At 72.5% G+C, this 12570-nt stretch carries 9 protein-coding genes; 2 read left to right on the top strand and 7 right to left on the bottom strand.

Annotated elements, in window-relative coordinates:
• Positions 1-12 precede the first annotated feature (12 nt).
• Both ISP17_RS08450 and fusA read right to left on the bottom strand, forming a co-directional pair.
• Positions 13-1326 carry a c-type cytochrome gene (locus ISP17_RS08450; protein ID WP_404632041.1) on the bottom strand — a complete coding sequence of 438 codons (1314 nt, stop codon included), beginning with the start codon at positions 1324-1326 and terminating at the stop codon, positions 13-15.
• Positions 1327-1504: 178 nt separating this feature from the next.
• A complete protein-coding gene (fusA, locus tag ISP17_RS08445) occupies positions 1505-3553 on the bottom strand; it encodes an elongation factor G (RefSeq protein WP_404632039.1) in 2049 nt (682 codons plus the stop codon).
• A gap of 385 nt (positions 3554-3938) precedes the next feature.
• Here fusA and ISP17_RS08440 point away from each other — a divergent pair, with 385 nt between their 5' ends.
• Complete coding sequence (locus ISP17_RS08440; protein WP_404632037.1) at positions 3939-5030, top strand: hypothetical protein; 1092 nt, start codon at positions 3939-3941, stop codon at positions 5028-5030.
• 97 nt (positions 5031-5127) lie between these two features.
• Positions 5128-7107: a hypothetical protein gene (locus ISP17_RS08435; RefSeq protein ID WP_404632035.1), complete on the top strand. Its 1980-nt coding sequence runs from the start codon at positions 5128-5130 to the stop codon at positions 7105-7107.
• Between the two features lie 235 nt (positions 7108-7342).
• Here ISP17_RS08435 and ISP17_RS08430 read toward each other — a convergent pair whose 3' ends face one another.
• The 5 genes from ISP17_RS08430 to ISP17_RS08410 all read right to left on the bottom strand — a co-directional run bounded on the left by ISP17_RS08430 (position 7343) and on the right by ISP17_RS08410 (position 12404).
• A complete protein-coding gene (locus ISP17_RS08430; RefSeq protein WP_404632033.1) occupies positions 7343-7918 on the bottom strand; it encodes a gamma-glutamylcyclotransferase in 576 nt (191 codons plus the stop codon).
• Between the two features lie 5 nt (positions 7919-7923).
• The gene (locus ISP17_RS08425) at positions 7924-8415 is read right to left on the bottom strand and encodes a MarR family winged helix-turn-helix transcriptional regulator (RefSeq protein ID WP_404632031.1); all 492 of its coding nucleotides are present in this window, start codon (positions 8413-8415) and stop codon (positions 7924-7926) included.
• A 69-nt stretch (positions 8416-8484) separates the two neighbouring features.
• Complete coding sequence (locus ISP17_RS08420) at positions 8485-9585, bottom strand: alkene reductase (RefSeq protein ID WP_404632029.1); 1101 nt, start codon at positions 9583-9585, stop codon at positions 8485-8487.
• A gap of 162 nt (positions 9586-9747) precedes the next feature.
• A complete protein-coding gene (locus tag ISP17_RS08415) occupies positions 9748-10920 on the bottom strand; it encodes an FAD-binding domain-containing protein (protein ID WP_404632027.1) in 1173 nt (390 codons plus the stop codon).
• A complete protein-coding gene (locus tag ISP17_RS08410) occupies positions 10917-12404 on the bottom strand; it encodes a cryptochrome/deoxyribodipyrimidine photo-lyase family protein (protein WP_404632025.1) in 1488 nt (495 codons plus the stop codon). Before ISP17_RS08410 ends, ISP17_RS08415 begins: the two co-directional genes overlap by 4 nt.
• Between the last annotated feature and the right edge of the window lie 166 nt (positions 12405-12570).

Here is a 12570-nt window from a genome sequence, read left to right as displayed (position 1 = left end):
CGTGGAAGGGATTCAGTGCTGGCCGCTGGCGCCGCCGTCCGGCGTGCGCAGCGCAGAGACTTTGCTCGGAAGATCGGTCCACGGCGGCTCGTCGGTCTGCGTGCGGCGCAGCCAGGCGGCGAGCTGGGCGATCTCCTGATCGTTCAGCGCGTGCGCGTAGGCGGGCATGGCCAGGCCGGGCAGGCCTTCGTCGGTGCCCATGCCGTGCAGGATCACCTGGATCAGCGTCGACGGATCGGGGCTGGTCAGCGCGCTGTTGAGGCCCAGCTCGGGCCGCACCGCCGCCGGCATCGGGCCGCGGTTGTAGTGGCACGAGGCGCAGGCGGCTGCGTACAGGTGCGCGCCCGGATCGATGTCCGCGTTCACCGGCACACCGGCGCGCGTCATCGCCTGGGCCAGCGCGGCGTCGTTGCCGGTGCGCTTGGCATCGCCGCCCATGCGATCGGCGACATACACCGCGATCGCGTGGATGTCGCTGTCCGGCAATCGGGAAAGGCCCTGGTGGATCACCTGCGACATCGAGCCGGCCGCCACGCCGTGCAGCGCGGTGCCGCCCTGACGCAGGTAGGTTTCGATCTCCGCCGTGGTCCAAGCCAGCGGCGCGGGATTGGCGGCGGTGAGCGCGGGCGCGTACCAGTGGTCGACCACGGCGCCGGCGTAGCGCTGGTCGCCCATCTTTTCCGCGCCGAGCTGGTTGCGCGGGCTGTGGCAGGCCGAGCAGTGCGAGAGGCCTTCGGCGAGATACGCGCCGCGATCCCACTCGGCGCCCTTGCTGCCGTCCGGCGCGAACGCGCGATCGCGGAAGAACAGCAGCTTCCAGCCCGCCTGCAGCGCGCGCACGTTGAGCGGGAACGGGATGTCCGGCGCCGGCGTGGCCGCCTTCACCGGCGCGCGCGTCATCAGGAAGGCGTAGAGCGCATGCAGGTCTTCGTCGGTGACGAGATTGAAGTGCTGGTAGGGGAAGGCCGGGAACAGATGCGAGCCGTCGCGCGCCACGCCCTTGCGCATGGCGCGCACGAAAGCGGCTTCCGACCAGCGGCCGATACCGGTGTCCGGATCGGGCGTGATGTTGCTGGAGTAGAGCGTGCCGAATGGCGTCGCCATGGCGTAGCCACCGGCATAGGGCTGGTCGGCGCGGGCGGTGTGGCAGCTGGCGCAGTAGCCGGCACCGGCGAGCATTTCGCCGCGCGAGACCAGGTCGGTGGCGAAGCTGTTGGCCTGCGGTGGCGCGATGGGATCGATCGTGCGGCGCCACGCCAGCGCGAACAGGCCGATGACGGCGAGGACGAGGAGTGCGACGAACCCGAGCAGAAGACGTTTGATCATGGCGATGCCTGCCGTTCCTTGAGTAAAGGCGTTGGACGAACGAGATCGTTCCACGTGCAGCGCTGCTTTCGCGGGCCGTCCGGCATGCATCCCCCGCGCGACGGTTGCGTCGCGCCCGCATGGCGGCCTCGACGCACTCTACGCCGAAGCCGCGGCAGTTTCATGGCGCTGGCGCGCCTCAGTCCTCGTCCGGATGCGGCTTCCACGATTCGCTCAGCTGCTTCTGCACCGGCGGCGGCACCGGTTCGTAGTGGCTCAGCTCCATGCTGTAGCGGCCGCGCCCGCCGGTGACCGCGCGCAGCTCGGTGGCGTAGTCGCCCAGCTCGGCCAGCGGCGCCTGCGCGCGGATCAGCAGCTCGCCGCCACGCTGCAGGTCGGTGCCGAGGATGCGCGCTCGCTTGCCCGCCAGGCCGCCGGTGATGTCGCCCACGTGCTGCTCGGGAATCGCCACCTCCACGTCCACGATCGGTTCGAGCACGATCGGCCGCGCCTTGCCCACCGCGTCGAGGAAGGCCTTGCGGCCGGCGCTGATGAAGGCGACTTCCTTGGAGTCGACCGCGTGATGCTTGCCGTCCAGCACCGTCACGCGCACGTCCTGCAGCGGGAAGCCGGCCAGCGCGCCGTGGTCCATCGCCTGGCGCACGCCCTTCTCGATCGCCGGCAGGAACTGGCCGGGGATCGCGCCGCCCTTCACCGCGTCGACGAACTCGAAGCCGTCGCCCCGCGCCAGCGGCTCCACCTTCAGCAGCACTTCGCCGAACTGGCCGGCGCCGCCGGTCTGCTTCTTGTGCCGATGGTGGCCTTCGGCCGTTGCGGCGATCGTCTCGCGGTAGGCGATGCGCGGCGGATGGCTGAGCACCTCCACGCCGTAGCGCTCGCGCATGCGTTCGAGGGTGATCGCCAGGTGCAGTTCGGACAGGCCGCGCAGCACCGTTTCGTTGAGCTCGCGCCGGTGCTCCACGCGCAGGCAGGGATCTTCCTCGGCCAGCCGCGCCAGCGCCTGCGCCAGCTTCTGCTCCTGGCCCTTGTGCTTGGGCTCCAGCGCCAGCCCGGCCATCGGTTGCGGAAACGCCATCGGTGCGAGCTGGATGCGGTCTTCGTCGTGCGAGTCGTGCAGCACGGCGTCGAAGTGGATGTCGTCCACTTTCGCCATCGCGGCGATGTCGCCCGGCACCGCCTGCTCGATCTCCACGTGGCGATTGCCCTCGATGCGCAGCAGGTGGCCGACCTTGAACGGCTTGCGGCCATCGTCGACGAACAGCTGGCTGTCGCGGCGCACCGTGCCCTGCCACACGCGGAAGATGCCGAGCTTGCCCACGAACGGATCGTTGACGATCTTGAACACGTCGGCGACCACGTGGCGCGCCGGATCGGCGCGCACCTCCACCGGCTGGTGGCGCGCATCGAGGAACGGCGGCGGATTCGCCTCACCCGGATGCGGCAGCAGCCGCTCGGCCAGTTCCAGCAGCTCGGCTGCGCCGGCGCCGGTGCGCGCACTGACGAAGCAGATCGGCAGCAGATGCCCTTCGCGCAGGCACTGCTCGAACGCATCGTGCAACTGCGCCGGCGTGATCGCTTCCTCGCCGGTATCGAGATACGCGCCCATCACCGTCTCGTTGATCTCCACCACCTGGTCGAGGATGCGCTGGTGCGCCTCGGTCAGCGAGGAGAAGTCGGTGACACCCTCGCGGTGGAAGAACGCGTCGAGCACGCGCGCGCCGCCGTCGGCCGGCAGGTTCACCGGCAGGCACTCGGGGCCGAACGCCTCGCGCAGTTCGTCTACCAGCGCGGGCAGCCGTGCGCCTTCGCTGTCGATGCGGTTGATCACCAGCACGCAGGCCAGGCCGCGTTGGCGCGCGTGCTCCACCATGCGCCGGGTGCCGTGCTCGATGCCGTTGGCCGCGTTCACCACCACCGCCACCGTGTCCACCGCCGCCAGTGCGGCCAGCGCCGGTCCGCGGAAGTCGGCGTAGCCGGGGGTGTCGATCAGCTGGATGCGGCAGTCGCCGCGCGTCACCGCGGCCAGGCAGCTGTCGATCGAATGCCCGCGCGCCTTCTCCTGCGCATCGGTGTCGGAGAACGTGTTGCCGCGCTCCACCGAGCCGGTGGCCTGGATCGCGCCGCCGGCAAACAGCAGCGCCTCGAGCAACGTGGTCTTGCCGCTGCCGGCGTGCCCGGCCAGGGCGATGTTGCGGATCTGCTCCGTGCGATGGCCGTGGGCGTTCATGACGACCTCCGATGCTTCAGCACGCGAGCGGTACGGAAGCCGGCCCACCGCGCGCGGCGCGGCGACCGGCGAACGTGGTTGGCGAGCGGGGTGCTCCTCGATACGGACATGACAGAACCCTCCCTGGCGCAAGCGCGGGTCCCGTGCCGGCATGAACGGCGCCGCACGAGGCCGCGTGGCGCGGCAGACGTTGGCGGGCCGTCATGGCTGTCCGCGGCGCGTGGGCGTCGGGGCGGTCATGGCGGAGAGGCGGCGAAGGCCGCGCGCAGAGGGTTCTCCCATCCCCGCACGCGGTCAAGCTGCACTGCGGCTGGCAGCGGGAACCCCGCGCGGCGCCCACGGTCTGTGCAACGCGCGATTCACGCGGCGTTTGCGACGGGCTCGCATGCTGGCGAGTCCGCATTCCCCGCCAACCCCGCCGAGGCCGATCATCGAACGCACGCCGCCGCTCGACCCGCATCGCTGGACGCCCGCGCCCGGGCTGGTGCCGCTGGATCCCGCCACGCGCGAGCTGCTACGCACGCTGCGTGATCGTCGGCCTTCGCGTGTCGAACGCCGGTCGCGCCTGCTGGCCTGGATGCTGGTGGTGGTCCTGCATGCGTTCTTCGCGGTGGTGCTGTGGCGCGAGACGCAGCCGGGTCCGCCGCGCGCGTTCGCGACCAGCGCCGCGACGTCGAGCGAGCCGGTGTTGCAGGTGCGCTTCATTCCGCGTGCCGAGTTGGCCGCGACCCGCGTCGCTCCGCCGCCCGCGCTGCCGCGTCCGCCGCCGCGGCCGAAGCCGGTGCGCGAGCCGCCGCGGCCGGACGCGATGCGCGTCGAGGTGCCCGGGCCGGCGCCCGCGGCGTCCAGCAGCGTGTCGCCCGCGCCGCAGCTGTTCGATCGCAACGGCGTGGCGCAGTTGCCCGCCGTATCCGCCAGCACGGCCGCGCCGGTGCCGGGCTACGTGCAGCGCAAGCCGACCGGCGACATGCAGGTGATGGATCACACCTCGCCGCTGCCGTACAAGGCCACGCGCTTCGAACAGTATTTTCCGCCGCCGGGCGAGAACGCGGCCCAGGCCGGGCTGCGCAAGGTGGTGGCGCCGCTGTTCAAGCAGCATGCGGTGAACCTGCCGCGCGGCGTGCACCTCAAGTGCAGCCTGCTCGGCGGTTGCTCCGATCCGCCCGCACCACCGCCGCCCAACGACGGCGACGAGCGCCTGAGCATGGCGCCGGCCGCGCCGCTGGCGAAGGATCCGCATCCGCCCGTGCCGCCTTCGCTGCAAACCTGCATTGCGGCGTGGCGCAGCGAAGGGCCGCTGCCCTACGGCTGCCCGGTGGACACGCCGGCCCGCGCGGTCGACGAGGAAGTGCGTCAGTGCATCGCGCTGTTCCGCGCCGGCAAACGCCTGCCCACGTGGTGCCCGGCCGACACCGTCCGGCGCGCGCAGGCGAAGGACGCGCTGCCAAAGAACGCGCTGCCGGACGGCAAGCGCTGAATCGCCGCCGCCGCGGCATCGTTGGACGGCGCACGCCGTTACACTCGCCCGCATGCCGCTGCCGCCTTCGGACCGCCCGGTCCGCCACCCCGTCGTGATGCTGGAATCGCCCCGCGAGGCGGCCGAGCGGGCGCGTGTCTACCGGCGCGGCACGCGGCAAAAGCCGCGCGACCGCTGGCTGCGCGCGGTGGCGCTGATCGGCAGCCTGCTGCTGCACTTCGCCGTGCTGGTCGGCGCGGTGCTCGGTCCCGCCTACGTGCCGCCCCCGCCACCGGAGCACCCCGGCGACGCGCTGCAGGTGCGCCTGATCGAGAAGAAGAAGGAAGAGCCGCCGCCCCCGCCTCCGGTGCGCGGCACGCCGCCGAAAGAGCGCGGTCCGGTGCACCGCGGCGGCGCTGCGCGCGTGGCCGTGCGCACGGCCCGGACCGACGCGACCACGCCCGAGCTTCCCGCCGTGCCCGCCGCCGAACCGATCCCGGTGCCCACGTTGCAGCCGCCGGTGATCGACGTGGCCAAGCGCACCAGCGTGCCGGTGGCGCAGCAGGCCGTGGCCGCGCCGCCCCCGCCGCTGAGCCTGCCCACGCCCGCACCCACGCCGGATCTCGCCCCGGTGCCGCTGGCCGCCGAGCCACCGACCATCACGCTGGATACGCCGCCTGCAGCCAAGCCCGTGCCGCCGGCGTTCCAGCCCGAGCCGCCGCGCAAGCCGCAGCTCGAAGGCAACCGCCCGATCCCGCCACCGGCCTCGCTGGCGATGCCCGAGTTGCCCGCACAGGCGGTGCCGACACTCGCGCCGCCGACCGTGGCGCTGGACACGCGTGTGCCGCCAGCCGTGGCGCCGACCAGCGTGGTGCTGGCGCGCCCGCAAGTGGCGGCGGCTGCCGCGCCGCCGGTCCCCGATCTGCAGCCGGTGCCATTGCCCGCGCAGGCCGCGCCCCAGGTCAACCTGCAGCCGCAGATCAGCGCGCCCGCGCCGATCGTCGTCGCCACCGAGCGGCCGCAGGTGCAGGCGCCCGCAATAACCGTGGCCGCCGCCGAGCCGCAGCTGGAGGCCGTGCCGGTCGCGCCGCTGGCGCCAAGCCTGATCGAACAGCCGCGCGCACCGGCGCCAGCAGCGCCGAAGTTGGACGTGCCCGCGCCGCCGGTGGCGGCGATCGCGGTGGCGCGTCCGGCGATCGCCCGGGCGCCTGCCGCCGTGGCGCCGACGCCCGCTGAGCCCGCGACGGCGCAGGCGGCCAGCGCGGCGCCGGCCACTGAAAAAAGCGCAGCGAACCAGGCGCCCGCCAGCGCGCCGGATGCCGCCGAAGCGCGCGCCGCCGATCAGCCCAGCGCTGCCGCGGGCGAGCGTGACGTCAGCACCGCGCCCGACGCCACGCCGCAGGGCAGCGACAACGCCACGCCCGGCTCGCCCACCGGCAAAGAGCAGTCCGCGCCGGTGATCGGCAAGGACGGCAGCCTCGTCTTGCCCGCGCCGGGGCAGGGCACTGGCAGGGAGCATGCCGGCAGCACCGCGGGCAACGCAGCCACCGGCGCCAGCAGCGGGCAGCCCGGCGACTACATCCAGCTCAAGCCGCACGGCGACGTGCAGATCATGGAGCACCGCGCCCCCAACCTCGGCTACAAGCCCACCCGCTTCGAGCAGGATTGGGCGCCCGAAGGGGAGAGCTCGATCGACACCGCGCTGCGCCACGCGGTGGAAAAGACCACGGTGAAGCACACCTTCCACCTGCCGCGCGGCGTGCGCATCGAATGCGGGGCGATGCCGCTGTTCCCGATGGCGCTGTTCGGCTGCCACAACCCCGACCCCATTGCCAAGGCGGTGGAGCCGGAGCTCTACCAGCGGCTCAACCTGCCGTCGGCCCCGCTCGCGCCGCCACCGCCCGCACCGGCGGCCAGCGTGCCGAAGCCGGCGGTGCCGATCCTGCTGGACAACACCGTGCAATGCGCCAACGCCCGCGTCGCCGGTGGCCCGCTGCCGCCCGGCTGCGCCAGCGCCGCGAACGCGCCGCCGAAGCCGCCGATCGCTCCGGCCCGCGCGTCCAGCTCGTGGGTGCCGGCGAGCGACCAGTTCCAGTGAGGGGGCGTCGATACGCGCGGCGCATGGGCGCGTGAGGTTTCCCCTGGGATTCGTGCGCATCGCAGTGGCTGGCTGTCGGGGCTGAAGCCCCTCCCACAGTTTCGGCAGGCGCCAGCGCATCGCGAGTGGTCCGGGCAGAGCCTCCTCCCGACATCCCGAAAGGCTGCGGTATCTGTGGGAGCGGCTTCAGCCGCGACGCCTTTCTCCGGAAGATGCGCGATGCCGCGGGTCTGTCTCAAGCCAGCGTGCGCTGCACCAGTGCAAGCAGTTCGCGCTCGATCGCGAACACGTGCGGGTCGTCGGCGCCGAGTTCGCGCAGGGCGTCGGCCAGGTGCAGCAGGTAGTCGCGGTTGGGTCCGCTGGGGCCGTGCGAGGCGGCGATCTGCCGGGCGATGGCCTGCTTGCTCGCGGGGCCGAGGAAAGCCGCGTTGTCGGCGGTGGCGATGTAGACCACGCCTTCCACGTCGCGGCCGTCGTCCAGCGTGAGTGCGGTGGCGAGGCGCAGGTAGCCGTTCTTCTCGCGGTGGTCGAGCGGGGCGAAGATGGCGGGCGTGATGCGGTAGGCCACGCCGGCGCAGATGGCGCTCTCGCGCGGCACCAGGGTGACCACGCGGCCGGGCGCATCGGGCGTGCCGCGATGGTCGTGCGAGCCCTGCCAGAAGCGGCGCGTCCAGCCGCGCAAACGGGCCGGCCGGCGCTCCAGAAAGGCGAAATCGGTCTTGTAGATCAGCGAGCCGTAGCCGAACAGCCACACGGTGTCGTGGTCGTCGAAGCGGGTCATGCGCCGGTTGATCGCGGTGGTGTCGAGCACGGCGGTCAGCGCTCGTCCGCCGGCGGCTCGATCGCCCGCAGCAGGGCGTGCAGCTGTTCGCGCAGCGATTCGATGTCGCCCGCGGGCAGGGCGATCTGGCAACGCATGCCGGCGGGGATCTGGCCGGCGCGACGCTTGAGCGCGCGTCCCTGCGGCGACAGCGCGATGCGCACGCAGCGCTCGTCGGCCGGGTCGCGCGTGCGGGTGAGCAGGCCGTTGGCTTCCATCCGCTTGAGCAGTGGCGTGAGCGTGCCGGAGTCGAGCATCAGCGCCTGGCCGATCTCGCCCACGGTGCACGGCGCGTGTTCCCACAGCACCAGCAGCACCAGGTATTGCGAATAGGTGAGGCCGAGCGCATCGAGCGCGGGCCGCGCCAGCCGGGTGACCCGGTTGCTGGCTGCGTACAGCGCGAAGCACAGCTGGCGCTTGAGGCACAGCGGCGAGGCGTCGTCGTCGGGCGGGGTAGAGGTGGGAGGTTTGGAAAGGGAGCGGCTCATGGCGCGAGGGTGCAGCACGCGCGCGGCGCGGACAAGCCATCGGATGGCCCGCCCGCGCCGCGCGGTGGGTCAGGCCAGCGCCGGGTAGTCGGTGTAGCCCTTGGCGCCGCCGCCGTACAGCGTGTCGGCGTCCAGCGCGTTCAGCGGCGCGTTCTGGCGCAGCCGGTGCGACAGGTCGGGATTGCTGATGAACGGACGGCCAAACGCCACCAGGTCGGCCTTGCCGCTGGCCACCGCGTCGATCGCCATGGCGCGGTCGTAGCCGTTGTTGACGATCCACGCGCCCCTGAACGGCTTGCGCATGGCGGCGTAGTCGAACGGCTGCGGCGCGCGGTCGCCTCCGGTCTCGCCCTCGATCACGTGGATGAAGGCGAGATCAAGTGTGGCCAGACGTTCCACCGCGCGATTGAACAGCGCCTGCGGATCGCTGTCGGCGATGTCGCCGAACGAGGTCAGCGGCGACAGCCGCACGCCGGTGCGGCCGGCCCCGATTTCCTTCGCCACCGCCTCGCACACTTCAAACAGCAGCCGGGTGCGGTTCTCGATGCTGCCGCCGTAGGCGTCGGTGCGCTGGTTGGACTTGTCGCGCAGGAACTGGTCGATCAGGTAGCCGTTGGCGGCGTGCACCTCGACCCCGTCGAAGCCGGCCTCGATGGCGTGGCGCGCGGCCTGGCGGTAGCTGTCGACCAGCGCGGGAATTTCGTCGAGTTCCAGCGCACGCGGCATGGAGACGTCGCTGAAGCCCTCCGCGGTGAACACCTTGGCCTCGGCACGGATCGCCGACGGCGCCACCGGCGCCTTGCCGCCGGGCTGCAGCGAGGTATGCGAGATGCGGCCCACGTGCCACAGCTGCAGCACGATGCGCCCGCCGGCGGCGTGCACGGCGTCGGTCACTTCCTTCCAGCTCTTTATCTGCCCGGGCGAATGGATGCCCGGGGTGGCGATGTAGCCCTGGCCTTCCGGCACCACCTGGGTAGCCTCGGCGATGATCAGCCCGGCGCTGGCGCGCTGGCTGTAGTAGGTGGCCTGCAGGTCGCCCACGGTGTTGCCCTCGCCCGCGCGGTTGCGGGTGAGCGGGGCCATCACGATGCGATTGGGCAGCTTCAGCTCGCCCACGGTGATCGGCTGGAACAGGACGTCGACGTCGGCCGAAGCGGCGTGATCGGTCATGGAAACTCCTTTTGGGGGATGGTTCGGAGGGTGCGGGCGCAGCGACCGGGAAACCGGACGGCACCGCGTCGGTGCTCGCTCAGGGATGGGGCTGGCTAGTCATGTTTCAAGCAATTGAATTGTGTGCAATGTAATGTGCTCACCCTGTGACGCTGCCTCGCCTCAGGCGTCGAGCCGAGTGCGGTGCCACCACTGCGAGAAGCTGGCGCAGGCGCGCTCCACCGGCGCGAACAGGCGCGGGGTGGGGCGCAGCGCGCCGTCGGCGCGAAGCTGGCGTAGTTCGCTACCCAGGTGCGGATCGTCCACGCCATGCACGCTGCGCGCGCCGGCCAGCGCCACGTGCAGCGACGCCACGTCGCCGTACCAGCAGTGCGCCGCAAGCGAGTCCTGCAGCCCGGCCACAAACGCCCAGCGCCCCGGTGACCACGGCCAGCGCGCGTGCCATTCGGCCACGGCGATGGCCACCGTCACCGTGCCTTCGGGCAGATCGGCCGGCGGCGCGCGCAGCGCCCAGGGGTGAATCAGCCACACGTCGCGGCCGGCGACAGCCCGTGCATCGGGTGCGGCGTAGCCAGCGTGCGCGGGCGGCGCGTGCAGCAGCGGCGGTTCGTCCAGCGCGGGATCGGTCAGGCGGATGCCCGCGGCAGCGGCGGCATCGGGATGCCGCGCCATGCGGTCCAACGCCTCGTAGCTGCGGTCGACCACCGTGCCGGGGCTGTGCCAGTCGCGCGGCGCGTACCTGGCCACATTCTCGGCATTGAACAGATACGGCTTGTGGCTGCCGGTGCCGGCCACCCACTGCCAGCTGAGGTGATTGCTGGCCAGGTCGCCGTCGAGCAGGTGGCCGTAGAGCCAGTCGGCGCCCGCACGCCAGTGCACCTTGCGCAGGTGCACCACGTAGCTGGCCAGCCACATGCGCCCGTGGTTGTGCAGGTAACCGGTGGCGTACAGCTCGGCCACCGCGCGGTCGACCGCCGGCACGCCGGTGCGGCCTTCGCGGAGGTCCGGCGGCAGCTCGCGCGCGTAGGCCGTCTCCGGCAGCGGGCCGTCGTGCAGCGAAGCGAAGATGGCGTCGCCGCGGTGGCGCCACACGTGGTGGAAATACTCGCGCCAGCCGAACTCGTAGACCAGCTTGTGCTGCGGAGCCAGCGCGAAGCGTGCGGCAATGTCGGCGTGCACGTCGGGCAGGGTCAGCACGCCGTGGCTGAGGTAGGGCGACAGCCGCGTCACCGCGCCCTCGATCGCATTGCGGCTGCGCGCGTAGTCGGCCGGGCGCACGGCGGCGAGCCGGGCGAGCGCGGCTTCGCGTGAGGCGGGAAAGAAAGGCGTGCTCATGCGAACAGGTCGGCTTGCGGGGAGGGAGCGGCGTCGCCGGAACCGCGTCGACGCCGGGTGGTGGGCGGCAGGCCGCTGCGGCGCGAACCGTGCCGGGCCTGGATCGCCTGCGCCTCGTCGCGCGCCTGCGGCTCGCGCCGGATCGCGTACAGGCGCCGTTTCGCCTCGGCCACGGCCAGGCGCTCGTCGACCACCGGCAGCGGGTAGTCGCTGCCCAGCACGCAGCCAGCGCTGCGCTGCTGCGAGGGCGCCATGCGCCACGGCTCGGCCAGCAGCGGCAGCGGCACGCGCGCGAGCTCCGGTACCCAGCGGCGGATGAACACGCCGTCCGGGTCCTGCTCGCGCGCCTGCTTGGTCGGCGAGTACACGCGCAGCGTGTTGATGCCGGTGGTGCCGCTCTGCATCTGCATCTGGCTCCAGTGGATGCCGGCCTCGAAGTCGAGGAACTGGCGCCCCAGGAACAGCCCCGGCTCGCGCCAGTGCAGCCACAGGTGGTAGGCGGCGAAGCTCACCAGCATCGCGCGCATGCAGGCGTCGACCATCGGATAGCCGGTCTGCCCGGCGCACCACGCCTCGAGGCGGGCGCGGTCGAACGCGCCCTCGCGCAGCCCGTCCGCGCTGCGCGCGAGGTTGCGGAACTCCATGGACGGCTGCGTCTCCAGCTTCTGCATGAAGTGGCAGTGCCAGCGCAGCCGACCCGCGAAGCCGCGCAGTGCGCGGCGCACGAACGCATCGTCGCTGCGCGCGATCGCCGCCTCGGTGGCGTGATGCACCCGACGCAGCGAGAGCATGCCGAAGGCGAGGTAGGGACTCAGCCGGCTGCCGCCGGTTTCGGCGCTGAGCGGGCTGGAGATCGCCTTCAGATAGCGGTGGTCGAGGAAGCTCGTCAGCGTGGCCTGCGCGGCCGCTTCGCCGGAGCGCTGCAGCGTCCTGCCGTGGGCGGGAAGGCCCAGTGCGCGCAGGTCCGGCACGTCGTCGTTCACCAGCGCGGCGGCGCCGCGCCAGCGGGCCGGCATGTCGACCGGCACGGCGCCCATCCGCGCCTGCCAGCGGCGTGCCCAGCCGTCGCGCGTGCGCAGGCGTCGCACCACGCCGGTCTGCGCCCATTCCTGCCATCGCACACCGCGTTCGCGACACCAGGCGGCGACGGCGCGGTCGCGCTCGAAGCTCCAGCCCGGGCCGGTTTCCTCGTGGCTGAGCAGATGGGTGAACGCAAACGCTGCGCGCAGCGCGTCGAACACGGCACGCACCTCGCCCACCCGCACCAGCAGTGGCAGGCCGCGTGCGGCCAGCGTGCGGCGCAGTTCGCCCAGACCCTCCAGCGCGAAGGCGACGTGCTGGCTGTCGCACTCGGCGCTGGCTAGCCACGCCGGCTCGATCACGTACACGGCGGCGGCCGCGTCGAACTGCGCCGCCGCGGCGAGTGGGGCGTGGTCGTCCGTGCGCAGGTCGCGCTTGAGCCAGATGAGAGCGGTTTGGGGCATGGCCCCAAGGTACGGACGGCAGCGCGGTCGGGATGCGGCGCAGTGGATCAGGCGAGCGTGGGCGGACCGCACCGCGCGGGTGCGGCTAACGGCCGGCCCGCTGTCCTCCGACTTCCGCGCGCCTCGCCGTGGCCGTGCCTGGCCGCTCTCCACGCGCGCTTCGCGG

It is taken from the genome of Dyella ginsengisoli (assembly GCF_044904665.1).
GTDB lineage: Bacteria > Pseudomonadota > Gammaproteobacteria > Xanthomonadales > Rhodanobacteraceae > Dyella_A > Dyella_A ginsengisoli.
Note: the sequence above shows the minus strand (reverse complement) of the source record. Positions and strands in the feature narration are given on the sequence as shown.

What these genes read in the sequence shown, in the direction of transcription:
- ISP17_RS08450 (WP_404632041.1), bottom strand. Translation starts at nt 1,326, where the DNA reads ATGATCAAACGTCTTCTGCTCGGGTTCGTCGCACTCCTCGTCCTCGCC.
- fusA (WP_404632039.1), bottom strand. Translation starts at nt 3,553, where the DNA reads ATGAACGCCCACGGCCATCGCACGGAGCAGATCCGCAACATCGCCCTG.
- ISP17_RS08440 (WP_404632037.1), top strand. Translation starts at nt 3,939, where the DNA reads ATGCTGGCGAGTCCGCATTCCCCGCCAACCCCGCCGAGGCCGATCATC.
- ISP17_RS08435 (WP_404632035.1), top strand. Translation starts at nt 5,128, where the DNA reads ATGCTGGAATCGCCCCGCGAGGCGGCCGAGCGGGCGCGTGTCTACCGG.
- ISP17_RS08425 (WP_404632031.1), bottom strand. Translation starts at nt 8,415, where the DNA reads ATGAGCCGCTCCCTTTCCAAACCTCCCACCTCTACCCCGCCCGACGAC.
- ISP17_RS08420 (WP_404632029.1), bottom strand. Translation starts at nt 9,585, where the DNA reads ATGACCGATCACGCCGCTTCGGCCGACGTCGACGTCCTGTTCCAGCCG.
- ISP17_RS08415 (WP_404632027.1), bottom strand. Translation starts at nt 10,920, where the DNA reads ATGAGCACGCCTTTCTTTCCCGCCTCACGCGAAGCCGCGCTCGCCCGG.
- ISP17_RS08410 (WP_404632025.1), bottom strand. Translation starts at nt 12,404, where the DNA reads ATGCCCCAAACCGCTCTCATCTGGCTCAAGCGCGACCTGCGCACGGAC.